This is a genomic window from Pseudomonas sp. HOU2, from assembly GCF_040729435.1.
Lineage (GTDB): Bacteria > Pseudomonadota > Gammaproteobacteria > Pseudomonadales > Pseudomonadaceae > Aquipseudomonas.
In genome coordinates, this window is record NZ_CP160398.1 from 1,057,751 (window position 1) to 1,075,970 (window position 18,220).

An 18,220-nucleotide genomic window follows, 5' to 3' on the forward strand; every position below is an offset into this window, starting at 1 on the left:
GCGATGAGGCCAGTGAAACCGGCACAAATCTCACTCCCCGGTCGCCACACTGGTCGCCGCCGCACCCGGTGTGACGATGGTCTTCAGATCAATGTGCTTCCACTCAGGCTTGGCGCCCAGCCGTGCATTGAAGCGGTAGTTGAAGGTGAAGTCGTCCGCCGTCGGCAGCGTCAACGGTTTGCCGTACAGCGCCTCGACTCCCGCCAGGTCGTAACCCATCAACTGCAGCAGCGTCGGAAAAATGTTGTAGTGGCTGGAGCGGTCCTTGTTCGTCGGCAACGCTTGCGCCCAGTCCGGGCCGAGCAGTTGATCGCCCTGAATCACCACCAGCGGCACCAGCCCTTCTTCCTCCACCGGATCGCCGCCGCAGTGGGTATTGAGCCCGGGGTTGCCACGTTCATGCAGGTCCTGGCCGTGATCGGAGGTGTAGATCAGCAGCGCATTGTGCAAATTGGCCTGGGCAAACACCCTTGCGAAGAACTCGCCGACGTTCCATAACACCGTGTTCTTGTAGGCGTTGCGGTACAGCACCCAGTCATCCGGCTGGCCGTTGAAACCGTCGCGCTTGCCGGTATCCGCCACTTCGGTGAACTGCCCGCGCGGCAGCGTCGGCCGATAGGCCATGAAGGCGTCCGGGTATTTGTCGTGCACCGGAAAATGCGCGCCGACCTTGTTGATCACCACCAGCTCCGGCTGATCGTCGTTGAGCAGTTCGATCAGCTTGGCGGCGGCGGCCATGTCGCGATCGCGCACGCTGGTCTGGTCAAACTGGACGAACTCGTCGATGTCCTTTTTCTCGGTGTCGGTCATCAGGTTCTGCAGATTGCCAGCAGTGCGCTGAGCGTCGATGTACACCGTGCGCAACCCGGCCTTTTTCGCGTACTGCCAGATCGACGGCAGCGTGCTGTTGATCCGCATGTAATCGGTACGGGTGCCGCCGTAGCGCAGGGTGACGTTGGTGTCGGCGCTGCAATTGGCGATGGATGCGGCGTAGCCGTAATTGAAGATGTCGACGCCCGGATGTGCCTGATTAAGGTTGCTGTGCACGCCGAACGGCGCGTTGATATCCAGATAATTGCCGGAGATGCTTTCATCGATGATCAGCACGATGTCGTGATTGACCGCCACTGCATTGCGCGCCAGCGTCACCGGCTCGCGCGGGCCGACCGTGTTGTGCAGCGCTTCATAGGCGAACAGGTTCAGATAGGCCAGCGGCGTGTACATGATCGGCAAACCGCGCGCGCCCTCGCCCGCGCGCAGGAACAACACCGCGCTCAACAGCAGCACGCCACACACCGGCGCCGCCACCCGCACTGCATTGGGCACCGCCAGCGCATGGCGCGGCTTGAGCCCGACACCGAACAGCAATAAAAGCCCACTGAGCGCGCCATGAATGATCGCGTCGCGATACTGGTAGGCGGCTTCCTGGATGAAGCCGCCGGAGTACACCAGCGAGACAAAACTGCTGTAGCTCAGGTAATCCGCGGTGACCCGGGTATACACATCGAAAAACACCGCCGAGACAAACAGTGTTATTGCGAACAAGTGGCGAATGAGAGCCTGACGAATATAAGCCGTTAGATATAACGCTAAAGTAAGCGCCAAAAACATCGCGCCAAAAAGAAGTACAGCAAAACCGACACCGATAGCATTTAACCGGTCAATGTAATATTCGGAATAAAGCAGCAAATAAACAATTAAAAGTACTTCTTTGGCATATCTGAACATGGCGATACCGCTCGTGCAAAACGGCAGGGAGTCAAAGGTTTGTCGGTCAGAACCTGACACTAGCACCCAGCCATCAAAGCGCAAGAATTGACTGTTTTCTTCAGAAAGCGTCAAAAAACCGGTGACTCAAATCTGACACACACCGAACGCTGCAAGCCCTTAAATTAGCGGCTTACAACCGTTTATCGCTTATTTTAAATCTGAACAAATCTGCAAAAAAACAACAAATCCAATCGCAGCAATGACTTGATGGCCAATCGCCAAAAAACGCTCAAGTGTTATACAGGTGCAACATGTCATTTTGCTGACACGCTTTCCAAACGCTGCGCTATACCCCTTTTACAGTCTTCTTCCGAACTTCTTCTTTTCGCTCTATCGAGGGTGCGCAGATGGACGTGAGCGTATTTGGCACCGGCTATGTCGGATTAATTCAAGCCGCCGCACTTGCAGATGTAGGGCATCGGGTTTTATGTGTCGATATTGATCCCAACAAGATCAAGCAACTGCAACAAGCTGTGCCACCTATTAGTGAGCCAGGTCTTTCCAGCACCCTTGAAGAAAACATCAAGGCCGGCCGCTTGCTCTTTAGCACCCAGGCCAGCGACGCGGTGGAGCATGCCGAGCTGATTTTCATCGCCGTGGGCACGCCGGCCGATGAAGACGGCTCCGCCGACCTGACCCACGTGCTCAACGTCGCCCGTGAGATCGCTTCGCACATGGAGGCTGATCGCACCCTGATCATCAAGTCCACGGTGCCGGTCGGCACAGCGGACCAGGTCGCCGCCAAGGCCCACGAAGAATTGCAGCGCCGTGGCCGCAGCAGCCTCAAGGTCCGCGTGGTGTCCAACCCCGAATTCCTCAAGGAAGGCAGCGCCCTCGCCGATTGCATGCGCCCGGACCGGATCATCGTCGGCACCCGCGATGAAGCCGCCCGTGAGCAGATGAGCGAGTTGTACGCGCCGTTCTGCCGCAACCGCGAAAAACTGATGTTCATGGACAACCGCAGCGCCGAGCTGACCAAATACGCCGCCAACGCGATGCTCGCCACGCGCATCAGCTTCATGAACGAACTGGCCAACCTCACCGAACTGCTCGGCGCCGACATCGAAGCGGTGCGCAAAGGCATCGGCTCCGATCCGCGCATCGGCTATCACTTCATCTATCCCGGTTGCGGTTTTGGCGGCTCGTGCTTCCCCAAGGATCTGCGTGCCCTGCTGCACACCGCCGAACACAACGGCATGCCACTGAAATTGCTGCGCAGCGTCACCGACGTCAACGACAGCCAGCGGCACATCCTCTTCGGCAAACTCAAGGCGCAATTTCCGCAGGGTCTGGCCGGCAAGTCGATCGCGATTTGGGGTCTGGCATTCAAACCCAATACCGATGACATGCGCGAAGCCCCCAGCCGCTACCTGATGGACGCGCTGTGGGCCGAAGGTGCCAGCGTGCAAGCCTACGATCCGGAAGCCATGTCCGAATGCCGGCGCCTGTACGGCTATCGCAACGACCTGCACCTGTGCGCCACCCGCGACGACACCCTGGAAGATGCCGATGCGCTGGTGATCTGCACCGAGTGGAAGAACTTTCGCGTAGTGGATTTCGAGTTGCTGGCGAGCAAGCTGCGCTCGAAGGTGATTGTCGACGGCCGCAACCTCTACAACCCGGAACACGTGGCCGCCGCCGGTCTGCATTACAGCGGCATCGGCCTGCGTCACATCGCTCCGGAAGGACTGCGCCCATGAAAATCCTGGTCACCGGCGCAGCCGGCTTCATTGGCGCCCATTGTGTGTTGCGGCTGATGCGCGACGGGCATGCGGTGGTCGGCCTGGATAACTTCAACGGCTACTACGACCCGCAGCTCAAACACGATCGGGTGCAATGGGTGCGCGATCAGGTCGGGCATTTCCCGCTGGCGCGGATCGATCTGGCCGATGCCGCGGCGATTGAGGCGCTGTTTGTCCGCGAGCAACCGCAAGTGGTGATCCACCTCGCGGCGCAGGCCGGGGTGCGCTACTCGCTGGAAAATCCGAAGGCCTACCTCGACAGTAACCTCTGCGGTTTCCTGAACATTCTCGAAGGCTGCCGGCACCATCCGGTCGAGCATCTGATCTACGCCTCGTCGAGTTCGGTGTATGGCGCCAACCAGCACACGCCGTATTCGGTGCATGACGGGGTGAATCACCCACTGTCGCTGTACGCCGCAACCAAAAAAGCCAACGAGCTGATGGCCCACAGTTACAGCCACCTGTTCGGCATTCCCAGCACCGGCCTGCGCTTTTTCACCGTTTACGGGCCATGGGGCCGGCCAGACATGTCGCCGATCCAGTTCGCCCGCGCGATCACCGAAGGCACGCCGCTGAAACTGTTCAACTACGGCGAGCACCAGCGCGACTTCACCTACATCGATGACATCGTCGAAAGCATCGCGCGCCTCACCGATCATCCGCCGCACAACCACCCGGAGTGGGATCGCGAACACCCCGACGCGGGCAGCAGCATGGCGCCGTGGTGCCTGTTCAACATCGGCGGCCACCACCCGGTGGAGCTGAAAACCTACCTGGCGCTGATGGAAAAACACCTCGGCCAGAAAGCCATTGTCGAGCTCTTGCCCCTGCAACCGGGCGATGTGCTCAACACCTGTGCCGAGACCGATGATCTGGCCCAGGCCACCGGGTTCCAGCCCCGGATCGAGCTGGATGAAGGACTGGGGCGTTTCATCGCCTGGTTTCGCGACTACTACCCCACTGCCTGTCGCCCACGCGCCGCTCGCGGCTGAACATCAGCGGAGGACCCCATGACTGGACATGAACAAGGTGTACCGATCAATCAGATGCGTCGCGACAAGCGCATGGATCCCGAGCACCGAATGCGCCTCGATTCCGCCATCCACATGCAGGGCCGTGGCTGGTTGACCGGCCGCGACGGTGGCCGGCCATGGACGTTGTCACGCACCAACCGGGTATTGGCCTGCTTCGGTGCGCTGCTGATTCTGGTGGTGTTTTCGCCACTGCTGCTGGGCCTGGCGCTGGCGATCAAATTCACCAGCCCGGGCCCGGTGATGTTCGTGCAGAAACGCACCGGTTATCGCGGCCGCACCTTCGGCATGTACAAGTTCCGCACCATGGTCTGCAACGCCGAAGAACTCAAGGAATCGCTGCGCCACCTTAACAAGCACGGGGTCGACGCCATCGATTTCAAGATCGACAAGGATCCACGCATCACCGGCATCGGCGGTTTCCTGCGGCGTACCAGCCTCGACGAACTGCCCAACCTGTTCAACGTGGTGAGCGGTGACATGCGCCTGGTCGGCCCGCGGCCGACCTCGTTCAACGCCTATCGCTACAAGGACAGTCACCTCGCGCGCCTGAGCATCTACCCCGGCATGACCGGCCTGTGGCAGATCTCCGGGCGCAGCAACATCGACTTCGACCAGCGCGTTGAGTTGGACCTCAGCTATATCGCCGAGCAAAGCCTTTTGCTTGATCTGAAGATCTTGTTGAAAACCCCCTTCAAAGTATTCAGCGGCCACGGAGCAAGCTAATGGACGGTTCAACCAACAAAAGCCTGAGCATTGCCAACCCCAGCGAATCGAACCTGATTTCGACCGTGCTGGATCTGGATCTGCGGATCCTGTTCCTGACCGCCGCCAACCCCGGCGCGGGCACCACCACCAGCGCGCTGGCGCTGGCCAGCCAACTGGCGCAGATGAGCAGCGGCCAGGTGCTGCTGGTCGATGCCAGCCAGTCGGCAGGCAACCTCACGCAGCAATTGAACCTGGGCAAGGAGCGCGGCCTGCGCGACCTGCTGTTCAACCCGGACAACCCGCCGCTGTTGCAGGACTGCGTGGTGCAGGTGTCGAGCCTGCCTTTTCATGTGCTGCCCAATGGCCGGCCGATCCGCACCCTGGAGCACCTGACCGCCGAGCGTCTGAGCCCGCTGCTCGACCGCCTGGGCACCCAGTATCGCTTCGTGGTGATCGACGGCGACGCGGTGTATTCCGCCGCCGACACGCTGGTGCTCGCCACTCAGGTCGACGGCGTGGTGTTCGTGGTGCGCGCCGAGGACACCCGCTGGGAAGTCGCCCAGGCCGCCGTGCAACGCCTGACCCAGGCCGGGGCAAAAGTGGTCGGTAGCGTGTTCAACCGGCGCAAGTACTACATGCCCAAGTGGCTCTACAAAAACCTGTAAGCAAACGCGAAGGATGACGCCATGAACGCCAAGATACTTGTTCTGCTGATGCTGCCGCTTGCAGGCTGCTCCAGCAACTCCGAAACCCAGAACATGCCGGTGAACATTCTCACCGCCACCCCGGCCAACGCCCAGGCCACCGACATGCCGAAGGTCGAACAGACCCTGCGCCCGCAAGACGTGCTGGATGTGATCTTCCACATCAGCACCAGCGGTTCGGACGCCTACCGCGTGCAGTCGGGTGACCAGATCGGCCTGAACTTCACCGCCGCCAGCCAGCTCAACGGCAACCAGTTGGTGCTGCCTGACGGCACGATCAACCTGCCGGGCGCCAACACCTCGGTGAAAATCGCCGGCCTGACCGCCGATGAGGCGCGCGATGAAATCCAGCGTGCCTACCAGCGCAAACAACTGTTCCAGCCCAACCGCAATCAGCTGACGGTGCAGGTCATCAGCCCGCTGACCAACGAGCAGAACCTCAAAAGCGCGCTGAATCACCCCGCCACCGGCATGAGCCGCGAGATCACCGTGGGCAATGACGGTTATGCGAGTTTTCCGGAAATCGGTGCGGTGCCGCTGCAAGGCATGACCATCAATCAACTGGAAACCTTCCTCAACCAGAAGTACGCGCAATTGCCGGGGCGGATGAGCGTCGATGTGATGCTCAAGTCCACCGCCGGCAACGAGATCTACGTGCTCGGCGAAGTCGGCCAACCGGGTTCCTACCCGATCCGCCGTCCGGTGTCGGTGCTTGAGGCGCTGACCCTGGCCCGTGGCACCAACGTCAAGGCGCGGCTGGACTCGGTGGTGATCATGCGGCGCAACGGCAACCAGGTGCAGGCCGTGCACTACGACGTGGAAAAAGCCCTGTCGGGCGACGCGTCGCAGATCGCCTACCTGCAACCGGACGACATGCTGTTCGTGCCGAAAACCAAACTGGCGAGTGCCGGCGATCTGGCCAGGCAACTGGCCGACGTGGTGCTGTTCCAGGGCGTGGGCTTCAGCTTCGGCTACCGCGTCGACAACAAAGGCAGTAACAACAACTGACTCTCAGGTGACCGATCATGAATCCAAAGGAAAACTACCTGCATGAGTTCTTCAGGATCTTCTTCGCCAACAAGCAATTGGTGAAACGGGTCTTCCTGATCTTTGCAGTCATCGCGTTGCTGCTGCCGCTGGTGCTCAAACAGAGCTTCGATATCACCGCACAGGTGATCGTGCAGTCGAAAAAACTCTCCCAGGGTGACGCCACCACGTCACTGACGGTCGATAACGCCACCTTCATTCCGCCGTCGCTGGCGGACATGGAAACCGAAAGCAACATCCTCCGGTCCCCGGCGCTGATCCGCCAGACCATCAGCGAGCTGCGCGACAAGGGCGAGTACAACCCGCCGGTGGGCATCTTCGCCAAACTGGTGAGCGAACCGTTCCGGCGCTATGTCACGTCGCCGCTGCGGCAGTACCTGATCAACCCGCTGCGCAACATGCTCGGGCTGCAAACCGATCCGGTGCGTGACACCGTGCTCGACGGCCTGACGCAAGATGCGATCAACAGCCTGAAAATCGAGACCCTGCCCGGCTCCAACGTGATCTCGATCGTCTACAGTTTCCCCGATCCGCATCAGGGCACGACGTTCGTCGCCACGCTGTTGCAGAACTATCTGGGCAGCCGTCAGGCGCTGCAATCGATCGACCTGCCGCAATCCTTCTACGAAACCAAGAAGCACCTGTATCAGGTGCGACTCGACGGGCTGGAAGGTAATCGGCAAGCGCTGCTGGAAAGTGTTGCATCATCCGATCCGAAGGAAGAAATCACCTTCCGCCTGAACGCGATCAACACTGAAGAGCAAGCCCTGAACCTGTACCAGGATCGTCTGCTACAGAGCCAGCGCTGGCTCGAATACCTGAAAACCGCGTTGACGGCCGCCAGCAGCAACAAGCTCAACGACTACACCTTCCCCTTCACCTTCACTACCACCGTCGATAACGTGGCGTTCGAGGATCGGGAAATCAAACAGTTGGGCGAGCAACTGACCACCCAAGTCAGCCGCTACATGAATGACCTCGCGGTGTTCCAGCCCGGCAGCGAGCCGATGCTGCTGACCCGTGAGCAGATCGCCCGCACCCGCCAGCAGTTCCTCAAAGTGGTGAGCAACCGCATTCAGGAACGCACCAACGACCTGGCCGTGGTGCAACAGGTGATCGATCAGAAAACCGCGCGCATCGCCGAGTTCAAGAACCGCATCCACACCTTGCAGCAGACCCAGAGCAAGCTGCGGCAGATGGACACCGAAATCGACGCGCTGCACACGGCGTTCTCGACCTACGCGCAACGCTTTGCCGAAAGCAGCACCGCGGGTTCGCTCAACGACGACCTGTCGAACGCCAAGGTGCTCAGCCCGCCGTTCGAGCCGACCGAGCCGGCGTTCCCCAAACCGCTGCTGATCATTCCGTTCGGGCTGTTCACCGGTCTGCTGCTGGCGATTGCCCTGGTCTATGTGCGTGAGTTCTTCGATCACCGTTTCAAACACCCGGCGCAAATCACCCACGAACTGGGCCTGCCGGTGTTGCTGGTCATCAACGACGAGAACGTGCTGCCGAGCAATCCGCACAAGAACTGGACCGTGCCAAGCTTTGTGCACTGGGTGCGCAATTGAACACGCCCTCCACCCCGAATGCCGCGCTGCCGATCATTCACTTGCTCAGCAGCGGCGGCTTCTATGGGGCCGAGCGCATGTTGCTCGATCACTGCCTGGCGACACCGGGGCAGCATCAGGTGCTGTTTCTCGATGCGCCGCCGGCATTGATCGCGCGCTTTCGCGAGGCCGGGGTGGACTGCCGTGGCTGCTCCGGGCTCGGCGAGTTGTTGCGCCACCTGCGGGCCCGGCGCAGCGAACGGCCGCTGATCAACACGCACAATTTCAAAGGGCTGTTGTTCGGTTGGGTCGCGGCGACGCTGTTGCGTTTGCCGCTGGTCATTACTCAACACGGCTTCACCCCGCGCAGCCGCAAGCAGAAGTTCTACACCTGGCTGAGTCTGCAGTTGTGCCGCACGGCGTCGGTGGATCGCGTGGTGTGCGTGGCCGAGAGCATCGCCGTGCTGCATCGTCAGGCCAGCGTGCAGGCGGACAAACTCCAGGTGATCCCCAACGGATTGCCGGCCGCCGACGCGCTGATCAGCACCACTGACAGCCAGCGCTGGCTCACCGGTTACGTCGGGCGCCTGAGCAGCGAGAAAGGCCCGGACCTGTTTCTCGATGCGCTGATTCCGCTGTGTCACCAGCATCCGCAACTGGACGCGGTGATGCTCGGCGACGGCCCGGAACGTGAGGCGCTGCAGGCGCGGATCGACGCCGCAGGTTTGCAGCAACGAATTCGCCTGCCCGGTTACCAGACCGCCATGCAACCGTGGTGGCAGCGCCTGGATGCGCTGGTGATCAGCTCGCGCACCGAAGGCACGCCGATGATTCTGCTCGAAGCGATGCAGGCCGGCGTGCCGGTGGTGGCGTTCGCTGTCGGCGGCATTCCCGATGTGCTCGAGCACCGACATAACGGTCTGCTGGCGACACCCGCCGACAGCGCCGACCTCGCCCGTCAGCTCGACAACCTGCTGAGCGAGCCGAAGCTGGCCCGGCATTTGTGCGACAACGCAAAGCGTACGCAACAGGATCGCTACGACCTCAAGGCCCTGGCCGAACGCTGGTCGCAGCTGTACATCCGCACGGCACGGGAGGCACGCGCATGATTTTCCCGCTCTCGATCGTCACGCTGCTCGGCATGGTCTGCATCGGTCTGCTCGCCAGCCCCTATCCGTTTCTGGCACCCGGCGCGGTCATTGGTCTGGTGGCTTTCACGGTGTTGTATCGCAAGCCGACCTGGGGCCTGCTGGGCATTGCCGCGCTGGTGCCATTCGAGGGTTTCTTCAAGGACAGCGCGCTGTCCGGGAGCAAACTGATCGGCGCTTCGCTGGCAGTGATCCTGATGCTGCAACTGGCCATGCATCAGATTCCGTCCGAGCGTCTGCGCAGCAATATCTGGCGGTTTCTGCTGTGGTTTCTGGTGCTGTATTTCCTCAGTCTGCTCAACACCGATGACTTGGGTATGTCGCTGGGGCATCTGCGTGAACTGAGCGTCGGCCTGATCCTGTTTGTCATCACCCTGCTGATCGGCCGCGAACTGAACCTCGACCTGTTCGCCCGTCTGGTGACCCTGAGCGTCAGCGCCACCTGCGCCATGGCGATGTTCTCGACCAAATTTCAGGATCAGGGGCGTGCCGCCGGGCTGCTGGAAGACCCCAACGCCTTCGCGCTGCTGATCGCCTTCGCCATTCCGCTGGCGCTGCTGCTGGTGATTCGCGGGCCGAATCTGCTGCACCGTTTGTTCTGGGGCGCTTGCTGCCTATTGCTGCTGGGCGGCATGACCAAGACCGAGTCGCGCTCGGGGCTGGTGGTGGTGGCCTTGAGTCTGTTGATCGGCTGCTGGCACTACCGCACGCAACTGACGCGCATTCGTCCACGGCACCTGGGCTTTGCCATGCTCGGCGTAGCCATCGTGATTCCGCTGGCGATCTACGCGATGCCCGCCGGTTACCTCGCGCGCATTCAGTCCCTGAGCGTGTTGAGCGCCGGGGCCAAGGGTCACGACGACGAATCCCTCGGCCGGCGCGCCTCGTACATCGTGGTCGGCGGGCAGATGATCCGCGAGAACCCGCTGCTCGGCTCCGGCCCCGGCACCTTTCCGCTGCACTACGCGACCACCGGCTACGCCAAGGCGTTTTCCGCCAACCGCAAGATCGGCGACCTGTACCGCCGTGCCCACAACACCTACCTGGAAATCTTCAGTGAACTGGGAATTCCCGCCGGCCTGCTGTTTGTCGGCATGCTCGGCCTCGGTCTGTACAACCTGATACGCGCTCGCGCTGCATGGATGCTGCGACGCGACTGGCAGGAGGCGGACCTGATGACCCACCTCGGGGTGAGCTTCCTGTCGCTGACCCTGTTCCTGATGTTCCTCAGCGCACCGAACCAGAAATACGTTTGGATCATGCTCGCGCTAACCAGTGTGCTGCGCCTCAAGGCCGAGCAAGCGCCATCGACGGAGGCCCGGGCATGAACCGGATCAGTATCGTTATCCCGATGTACAACGAGGCCCGGCACATTGGCCGCACGCTGCTGGCCGCGCAAAAAGCCGCACATGCGGCCGATGTCGACTGCGAGTTGATCGTGGTCGACAACGGTTCGAGCGACGACGGCCCGCACATCGCCCGCCAGTTCGGCGCGCAGGTGCTGGTGCTGCCAGGCCTGCTGATTGGTGCGCTGCGCAATCGCGGTGCGCTGCTGGCAAGCGGCGAGTGGATCGCGTTTATCGATGCCGACGTCGAAATGCCCGAAGACTGGCTCAAGCCCTTGTTCGAACTGGAGGCCAGCGCGCAAGCCGACGTGTTCGGCCTCGACCTGCACACACCCGCCGCCGCGCCGTGGTACGCCGCTGCCTGGCAACGGCGCACGCTGAGCCCGACGAGTCAGGCGTCGCACGCAGTGGACTGGCTACCCAGCTCCAACCTGCTGATGCGCCGGCGCTGGTTCGAAAAGGTCGGCGGCTTCAACGAACACCTGCGCACCGGCGAGGACAAGGAGTTCACCCTGCGCCTGCACGAACAAGGCGCACGGCTGCTCTCGGTGAACAACAACGTGGCCCTGCACTGGGGCTACGAGATGAACTGGCGCGAGTGGATGGGCAAGGAAATGTGGCGTCAGGGCAGTCATCTGCAACTGCTGCGCACCCACGGTTTCAGCCTGCGGCTGTTGCGCTTTCCGCTGCTGTCGCTGATGGCCTGGCTGCTGGACCTGCTGGCGATATCCGCGCTGCTCAACGGTTTTCCGCATCACGCGGCAATCATGGTGTCGCTGACCCTGATTCCGGCGCTGGTGCTGAGCATTCGTCAGAGCTCACGCCATCACGACGTGGCCCTGACCCTGCAACTGTGGGGCCTGCACTGGCTGCGGCTGCACCTGGCCGGGGCCGCGTTCATTCTCAGTCTGTGTCATTGGAACGCCAGGAGGCCTGCCCGTGGCTGAATTCATTTTCTGGCTGTGCCTGCTGCTGCCGGTGTACGCCTATCTGGGTTACCCGCTGCTGCTGACCGTGCTGGCGCCGCTATTCCCGGCCTGGCGCCACAGCCCGGCGCCGCCGCTGAACATCAGCATCGTGATCGCCGCGCACAACGAGGCGCGGCACATCGAGCACAAATTGCGCACGCTGCTGGCGCAGGATTATCAGCCGGCGACGCTGCAGATCATTCTCGCCAGCGACGGCTCCACTGATGACACCGTGGCCTGCGCGCACAAGGTGGTTGATTCGCGCATCACCGTGCTCGACCTGCCGCGCCAGGGCAAAGCCGCGACGCTGAATGCCGGCGTGGCGCTGGCGACTGGCGATATTCTGGTGTTCACCGATGCCGATAACCAATGGTCGCGAGAAACCCTCGGCTACCTGCTCGCTCCGCTGAGTGACCCGAGCGTCGGCGCCTGCGCCGGGCACATGGTGATTCCGGTCACCGGCGGCGGCTTGAGCGTCGGCGATAGCCTGTACCGGCATTACGAAGGCTGGCTGCGTCGGGTGGAGAATCGCACCGGCTGCATGGTCTCGGCCGACGGCGCCCTGCTCGCCCTGCGCCGCGAGCTGTTCCAGAACGTGCCGGCGGAGGTCAACGACGACTTCTTTCTCAGCACCTGTGCACCGGTGGCCTTCAAGCGCATTGTGTACGTGCCCGAGGCGCAAGTGATCGACCACGGTGTCGACGAAGCGGACAAACAGTTCCGCCGCCGTCAACGCGTCACCGTCGGTGGCCTGCAAAGCCTCGCCCAGCGCCGTGAGCTGCTCAACCCACTCAAACATGGCCTGTATTCGATTGCGCTGATCAGCCACAAACTGATCCGCCGCCTGGCACCGATCCTCCTGCTGCCGTTGCTGCTGAGCAACTTCTGGCTGTGGAACGACCACGGTTTCTATCGACTGGCCCTGATCGCGCAACTGTTCGGCTACGCCGTCGCGATCGCCGGGCTGCTGGATTCACAACACCGGTTACCCAAACCGTTCCGCCTTGCGGCATTCCTGCTGGTGACGCTGGCAGGCATGAGCATCGGCCTGTGGCAGTTCCTGCGCGGCCACCGTTACGCCCAGTGGAACCCTGAACAAAACCGTTGAGAGGAGCGAAGCCATGGCGATCAAACAACTGATAAAACGCACCAGTGGCTGGCTTTACCTCAACTCCTCCGTGGGACGAAACCAGTTGCACGGTGCCGGAGTGATCCTGATGTTGCACCGGGTGCTGTCCAACGACCGCGCCGCCGACCTGCCGCACCGCAATGAGCTGTGTGTCGGGCCGAAAGCCTTCGAACACCTGCTGGTGTGGCTGCGCCGGCATTTCGATTGCGTACCGTTGATGGACATCCTCACGCCCACCGCACTGCGCAGCGAACGCCCACGGGTGGCGCTGACCTTCGACGATGGCTGGCGCGACAACGCGGTCAATGCCTTCCCGCTGCTGCAAAAACATCAGGTGCCGGCGAGCATTTTCCTCTCCACCGATTTCATCGGCAGCCGTCAGCGCTTCTGGTGGGAAAGCCTTGGCGAAACCCTGTGGGGCAGCCACGGCGAAAAGGCCCGCATGCACTTGATCGAATGCCTGCACATGATCCACCACCCGGTGCCGGTGCTGGTGGATGATATCGACGTCGATCGCCGCAGCCTGTCGCTGCTGCATTACCTGCAAGGCCTGAAAACCCTTGAACCGGCGATGCTCGAACGCCTCCCCGACGAATGTCCGCCCGAAGCGCAGCCCCAAGCGCTGGACTGGCATCAGGTGCGCGCGATGGAAGCTTCCGGGCTGGTGCGCTTCGGCCCGCACGGCGCCAGCCACGCGATCCTCACCGAACTGGACGATGTGCGCCTGAGCGAAGAAATCAGCCGCAGCCGTGATGCCTTGTACAACGGCTGCAACCGACCGCTGCCGGTGTATTGCTACCCCAACGGTAACAACGACGAGCGCGTGCGCAAGCAGATTGCCGCGCACGATTACCCGTTCGCCCTGGGCACCGGCACCGGCATCTATCGCGGCGAAGGTGATCCGCTGAACCTGCCGCGCTTCGGCGTCAGCCAGCGCACCGCGCGCAATCCCGAGTTGTTGTCGTGGCGCATCTTTCGCGGAAACCGGCCATGAGCCGCAGCCATTACCTCAAGCACCTGGCGCTGAGCATGGGCACCAAACTGGCGATGATCGCCTTGCGCCTGCTGCGCAACGTGTTGCTGGCGCGGATCCTCGGGCCGAGTGAACGGGGGTTGTTCGCGCTGCTCAGCACCTTGCCCGACCTGATCAGCGCCGCCACCAGTGGCGGGCTGAATTCGGCCGTGGGTTATCAGGCTGCCAAGCAACGGCCCATGGGGCTGCTGCTGAGTCAGGTGTTGGTGTTCGGTTGCTTGCTCGCGGGTCTGCTGACTCTGCTGGTGGTGGCGCTGGTGCGCGAGTTCGGCAGTGAGCTGGATGTCACCGTGCAGCTCGGCCTGCTGGCCTGGCTGTTGCTGCTGGCGGTGCCGCTGACCGTGCTGAAAAGTGGCCTGCTGACCCTGCACAACGCCTCCGGCGGCGTGGTCGCGTTCAATGCCTTGCGCCTGACCGAATCACTGGCGCCGCTGCTGCTGTTTCTCGCGCTGTTCTGGATGTGGAAAAGCGCGGCGCTGGAAGCGGCGCTGATCAGCTGGCTGGCCGGGATCAGCCTGGTGGTGCTGGCCGGTTGGGTCTGGCTCAAACGGGCGCAACCGCTGCAACTGCAATGGGATCGCGCCAGCCAGAACGAACTGCTGCGCTACAGCGCCCGCAGCCATCCGGACCTGCTGTTCCAGCAAGTGATTCTGCGCTCGGATTACCTGTTCATCGGCGCCCTGCTCGGCAGCACCGCGCTAGGTCATTACGCCATGGCCAGTGCCGCCGCCGAACTGCTGCTGATCGTTCCGGAAGCGGTGACCACGCCGCTGATGAAGCGCCTGCTGCAACAGGACGAAGGCATGGACAAGGTCACCCCGCTGGCCCTGCGCCTGACCGCCACGGTGATGCTCGGCGCGTGCCTGACGATGGCGCTGATCGGCAACTGGTTGATCGTCACCCTGTTCGGCATCGCCTACCAACCGGCGTATCCGGCGCTGCTCGCCTTGCTGCCGGGGCTGCTCGGCCTGTGCTACGCAAGCATCCTGCGTCTGGACCTGCTGGGAAAAAACCGCCCCGGCACGGTGTCGCTGCTGATGGGCCTCGGCGCCCTGCTCAATCTGGCGCTGAACCTGGTGTTGATTCCGGCCTACGGCATCGTTGGCGCAGCGGCGGCTTCATCAATTGCCTATCTGGCCGTCACCGTGGCGATGCTGGTGTTGTACTGCCGTTTGAGCGGTGTGGCGTTCTGGCAAACTTTGATCATCCTGCCCAGTGACATCGCGCCGATGTGGCAGATGCTGCAACGGAAGGCCGCATGAAAGGCCTGGTCCTGCTGCTCGGTCTCGGCCTGTCGCTGGACGCCTTTGCCGCGTCGATGCGCTGGGGCGAGATCCGCGACGGCAGCCTGTACCTGCAAACCGATCGCCCGGACAGCGTGACCATCCGCTGGACCCCGGCGTGGCAGGCCGACGCCAACGAAGAGCATCTTTACCTGCTCGACGGCCAGGGTAAGTTGCAGGGCGAGCGCTTGATCAAGGCCAGCGAAACCCGTGGCACTCAGAGCTGGCCGTTACTGCCCGGCTCGGCCAGTTATCGTCTGGAAATTCCCGGCTACAGCTTCCGCAATTACCGGGTCGAACACGATGAGCACACCGTGGCGCTGTTCGAGCCGGCCAAGGTGCATTTCAGCGCGCAGACGCAGAACGGCGACGAGTTGTATTTCAAGGTGGCGCCGGGGGAACACGCGGTACTCGCCGGCAAGTTCCATGGCGGAGTAAATGCTCTGCAAGCGCAACGGGTGGGCGATGATCGGCCGCTGACGCTAGCGCTCAAACCCTATCGCGCCTATTGGCAGTTCGATCAACTGGCGCTGCCGGTCAGCGAGCGCGAACAGATCTGGCGCCTGCGTCTGCAAGGCAGCGGCAAAGCGGCGTTCTGGCTCGACGGCACGGCCAATCGGTTTGCGCAGAATCCGCAGCAACTCAAACCCGTGCGCGAAGAGACCGGCCAGATCCACCTGACCCTGCACGACAAAATCCTCGGGCGCACCCCGGATCTGGGCATCGCCCTGCCCTACGTAATGCCGCCCGCCAGTAGCCATGCGGTGCTGGATGCGCTGAAACCGAGCGCCGCCAGCTACTACAGTTTTGTCGATGTCACGGCGAAAAATCCGCACTTCGAAGACGCGTTTCGTCTGGCTTATCAGGAGCGCTTCGGCATCCGTCAGGACATCACCCTGCTCGCCGGTAGCCAGCGTCAGGCTGACTTGCGCGCCGATATGCAAAGCAATGGCGGCCTCGATGCATGGCTGGCCGGCACCCGCGCGCTCGGCGGCAAAGGCACGCACTACATCGGCTTTGCTGATGAGCCGAACCTCAACTATTCGAGCTTCGAACAATACCGGGCGATTTTCGCCAGCATGGCCAGACAGGTGCGCAGTGATCCGGCGAATGCCAGGGCCGGGGTGCGCATCGCCATGCCGGCCAGTTCACGGCTGGTCAACGGGCCGTTTGCCGATAACGCGGCAGACAAGCGCGGCATCGACTGGGCGCGGCGCTTGCTCGGTGAATCCGCCGAGCAGATCGACGCACTGGCGTGGCACGAATGGATGATCCGCGACCTGCTCGCCACCCGGGTCTATCGCGACAGCGTGCGCCGCGCCGCCGAACTGGTCGGCCTCGATGGCCACGGCCAGCCGCGCAAGGCCTTGCTGCTGGATCAGACCAATATGTCCAGCGGCTCCAGCCTCAGCCCCTACGATCAGGAAACCCACTACGCCTCGCTGTGGTGGGCCTCGGTGGTGATCAACGCCTCGCAGGACGGTTTGCTGACGATGCTCAACTGGTTTCAGGCCGCCGACGAGCCGCAGTACCCCAAGGGCATGATCCGGGTTTTGGGCGCTGAGCGTTTCGAGCTGAAACCGGTGGGTCTGGCCCAGCAATTCATCGCTCAGCATTGGCTGCACCAAGTACTGTGGCTGGAGAACGATGCGTTTGAAGTCGACGTGCTGGCGATGGCCGACGACGACCAGCGTGGCCTGCTCGGTGTGAACAAAGGCACGCGGTTGCAGCGTGTCGACCTGAGCGGCGCCAGATGCCCGCTGAACAGCGGCGCGTTGCGTTACTTCGGCGCAGACAACCGCAGTCGCGACGCGCCGTTTGCCTGCCGCGACGGACGCGTCAGCTTCGACTTGCCGGGGCAAACCCTGTTCGCGTTGAGCTGGAGCGCGTCATGAACCCGAATTTCAGACAATGCATGGCGAATACAAAATTGTGGCGAGGGAGCTTGCTCCCGCCGGGCTGCGAAGCGGCCCCGATACTTGCGCCCCCATTGGCGACTGCTGCGCAGCCGAGCGGGAGCAAGCTCCCTCGCCACAGTCGTTCGCCCTGCGATATCGCCGGAGTACAGAACATGGGTACCGTCAGCAAACTCAGCCAGCACATCAAACAAAAAGGCCTGCGCGCCACCCTCGCCAAGGCGTGGAAGCACTACGTGTTTTTCCATCAGGAATTGCTGTGGATGGAGCGCGATCTGGTCAGTCCGGTACCACCGCACAGCCTCAAACCGTATCCGCCACTGCGGGTGGTGAAGATCACCGCCGACAACGCCAGCGCCTTCGCCCGCTACTTCGGCGATCGCGTCGGGACCATGGCCGAGCTGGCCAACGAAGGCCACACCGGGCACATGCACCTGGACGATCAGGGCGATGCCGTGGCGTTCATCTGGGGCAGCGCGCGGGACTATTTCGACCGGCATTACTACGGCTGCCTGTTCCCGGTGAAACCCGGCGAGTTCTTCGAATTCGGTGGCGAGCTGACCCGTGCCTACTGGGGCACCGAACTCTCGGTGGACCTGCAACTGGAACTGTGGAAAGCCATGGCGGCCCAGGGCTGCGACAAGGTGGTGGACGTCTGCGAGTTCCACAACGTCCCGGCGCTGAAACTGCACCTGCGCATGGGTTACACCGAGCAAGGCCGGATCATGAACGTCTACACCCTGTTCGGTCGCTGGCGCTTCTACCGCGAAACCCGCTACAGCGGTTCGCGACTGGATGCGCTGCGCAAACCATCCCGCCCACCTGTCACAGCCACGGCGGCCTGA

15 protein-coding genes are annotated in these 18,220 nt (G+C 62.2%); 14 read left to right on the forward strand and 1 reads right to left on the reverse strand.

Translation table 11 applies throughout. The features are described from left to right. Positions 1 to 30: 30 nt before the first annotated feature. Positions 31 to 1,728, reverse strand: a complete 1,698-nt coding sequence (locus tag ABV589_RS04595) for a sulfatase-like hydrolase/transferase (protein ID WP_367085084.1) — start codon at positions 1,726 to 1,728, stop codon at positions 31 to 33. Between the two features lie 389 nt (positions 1,729 to 2,117). Between ABV589_RS04595 and ABV589_RS04600 the strand changes: the two genes are divergently transcribed. From ABV589_RS04600 to ABV589_RS04665, 14 genes are all read left to right on the forward strand, one after another. After that, the gene (locus ABV589_RS04600) at positions 2,118 to 3,470 is read left to right on the forward strand and encodes a UDP-glucose/GDP-mannose dehydrogenase family protein (protein ID WP_367085085.1); all 1,353 of its coding nucleotides are present in this window, start codon (positions 2,118 to 2,120) and stop codon (positions 3,468 to 3,470) included. Next, a complete protein-coding gene (locus tag ABV589_RS04605; RefSeq protein ID WP_367085086.1) occupies positions 3,467 to 4,504 on the forward strand; it encodes an NAD-dependent epimerase in 1,038 nt (345 codons plus the stop codon). Before ABV589_RS04600 ends, ABV589_RS04605 begins: the two co-directional genes overlap by 4 nt. 18 nt (positions 4,505 to 4,522) lie before the next feature. Then, positions 4,523 to 5,269 (forward strand): sugar transferase, encoded by a 747-nt coding sequence (locus ABV589_RS04610; RefSeq protein ID WP_367085087.1) that lies wholly within the window; start codon positions 4,523 to 4,525, stop codon positions 5,267 to 5,269. After that, the gene (locus ABV589_RS04615) at positions 5,269 to 5,916 is read left to right on the forward strand and encodes a CpsD/CapB family tyrosine-protein kinase (RefSeq protein WP_007961335.1); all 648 of its coding nucleotides are present in this window, start codon (positions 5,269 to 5,271) and stop codon (positions 5,914 to 5,916) included. The genes ABV589_RS04610 and ABV589_RS04615 overlap by 1 nt, the downstream gene beginning before the upstream one ends. Before the next feature lie 21 nt (positions 5,917 to 5,937). Continuing rightward, positions 5,938 to 6,963 (forward strand): polysaccharide biosynthesis/export family protein, encoded by a 1,026-nt coding sequence (locus ABV589_RS04620; protein WP_258675161.1) that lies wholly within the window; start codon positions 5,938 to 5,940, stop codon positions 6,961 to 6,963. Positions 6,964 to 6,980: 17 nt separating this feature from the next. After that, entirely contained in the window at positions 6,981 to 8,573 is a 1,593-nt protein-coding gene (locus ABV589_RS04625; protein ID WP_367085088.1) for a Wzz/FepE/Etk N-terminal domain-containing protein, read from the forward strand. Next, positions 8,570 to 9,661, forward strand: a complete 1,092-nt coding sequence (locus tag ABV589_RS04630; protein WP_367085089.1) for a glycosyltransferase family 4 protein — start codon at positions 8,570 to 8,572, stop codon at positions 9,659 to 9,661. The genes ABV589_RS04625 and ABV589_RS04630 overlap by 4 nt, the downstream gene beginning before the upstream one ends. Further along, positions 9,658 to 11,028 (forward strand): O-antigen ligase family protein, encoded by a 1,371-nt coding sequence (locus tag ABV589_RS04635; protein WP_367085090.1) that lies wholly within the window; start codon positions 9,658 to 9,660, stop codon positions 11,026 to 11,028. Before ABV589_RS04630 ends, ABV589_RS04635 begins: the two co-directional genes overlap by 4 nt. Next, positions 11,025 to 11,993 (forward strand): glycosyltransferase, encoded by a 969-nt coding sequence (locus tag ABV589_RS04640; RefSeq protein ID WP_367085091.1) that lies wholly within the window; start codon positions 11,025 to 11,027, stop codon positions 11,991 to 11,993. Before ABV589_RS04635 ends, ABV589_RS04640 begins: the two co-directional genes overlap by 4 nt. Then, the gene (locus tag ABV589_RS04645; RefSeq protein ID WP_367085092.1) at positions 11,986 to 13,122 is read left to right on the forward strand and encodes a glycosyltransferase family 2 protein; all 1,137 of its coding nucleotides are present in this window, start codon (positions 11,986 to 11,988) and stop codon (positions 13,120 to 13,122) included. Before ABV589_RS04640 ends, ABV589_RS04645 begins: the two co-directional genes overlap by 8 nt. Before the next feature lie 13 nt (positions 13,123 to 13,135). Further along, the gene (locus tag ABV589_RS04650) at positions 13,136 to 14,137 is read left to right on the forward strand and encodes a polysaccharide deacetylase family protein (RefSeq protein ID WP_367085093.1); all 1,002 of its coding nucleotides are present in this window, start codon (positions 13,136 to 13,138) and stop codon (positions 14,135 to 14,137) included. Beyond that, on the forward strand, positions 14,134 to 15,438 hold the full coding sequence (locus ABV589_RS04655; protein ID WP_367085094.1) for an oligosaccharide flippase family protein: 1,305 nt from the start codon (positions 14,134 to 14,136) through the stop codon (positions 15,436 to 15,438). Before ABV589_RS04650 ends, ABV589_RS04655 begins: the two co-directional genes overlap by 4 nt. Further along, positions 15,435 to 17,354, forward strand: a complete 1,920-nt coding sequence (locus ABV589_RS04660) for a hypothetical protein (protein ID WP_367085095.1) — start codon at positions 15,435 to 15,437, stop codon at positions 17,352 to 17,354. Before ABV589_RS04655 ends, ABV589_RS04660 begins: the two co-directional genes overlap by 4 nt. Before the next feature lie 176 nt (positions 17,355 to 17,530). Then, positions 17,531 to 18,220, forward strand: coding sequence for an N-acetyltransferase (locus ABV589_RS04665; RefSeq protein ID WP_285375832.1), 690 nt, complete (start codon positions 17,531 to 17,533; stop codon positions 18,218 to 18,220).

Excerpts from the sequence above, each read along its gene's own strand:
- ABV589_RS04595 (WP_367085084.1), bottom strand. The coding sequence starts at position 1,728 with ATGTTCAGATATGCCAAAGAAGTACTTTTAATTGTTTATTTGCTGCTT.
- ABV589_RS04600 (WP_367085085.1), top strand. The coding sequence starts at position 2,118 with ATGGACGTGAGCGTATTTGGCACCGGCTATGTCGGATTAATTCAAGCC.
- ABV589_RS04605 (WP_367085086.1), top strand. The coding sequence starts at position 3,467 with ATGAAAATCCTGGTCACCGGCGCAGCCGGCTTCATTGGCGCCCATTGT.
- ABV589_RS04610 (WP_367085087.1), top strand. The coding sequence starts at position 4,523 with ATGACTGGACATGAACAAGGTGTACCGATCAATCAGATGCGTCGCGAC.
- ABV589_RS04615 (WP_007961335.1), top strand. The coding sequence starts at position 5,269 with ATGGACGGTTCAACCAACAAAAGCCTGAGCATTGCCAACCCCAGCGAA.
- ABV589_RS04620 (WP_258675161.1), top strand. The coding sequence starts at position 5,938 with ATGAACGCCAAGATACTTGTTCTGCTGATGCTGCCGCTTGCAGGCTGC.
- ABV589_RS04625 (WP_367085088.1), top strand. The coding sequence starts at position 6,981 with ATGAATCCAAAGGAAAACTACCTGCATGAGTTCTTCAGGATCTTCTTC.
- ABV589_RS04635 (WP_367085090.1), top strand. The coding sequence starts at position 9,658 with ATGATTTTCCCGCTCTCGATCGTCACGCTGCTCGGCATGGTCTGCATC.
- ABV589_RS04640 (WP_367085091.1), top strand. The coding sequence starts at position 11,025 with ATGAACCGGATCAGTATCGTTATCCCGATGTACAACGAGGCCCGGCAC.
- ABV589_RS04650 (WP_367085093.1), top strand. The coding sequence starts at position 13,136 with ATGGCGATCAAACAACTGATAAAACGCACCAGTGGCTGGCTTTACCTC.
- ABV589_RS04655 (WP_367085094.1), top strand. The coding sequence starts at position 14,134 with ATGAGCCGCAGCCATTACCTCAAGCACCTGGCGCTGAGCATGGGCACC.
- ABV589_RS04660 (WP_367085095.1), top strand. The coding sequence starts at position 15,435 with ATGAAAGGCCTGGTCCTGCTGCTCGGTCTCGGCCTGTCGCTGGACGCC.
- ABV589_RS04665 (WP_285375832.1), top strand. The coding sequence starts at position 17,531 with ATGGGTACCGTCAGCAAACTCAGCCAGCACATCAAACAAAAAGGCCTG.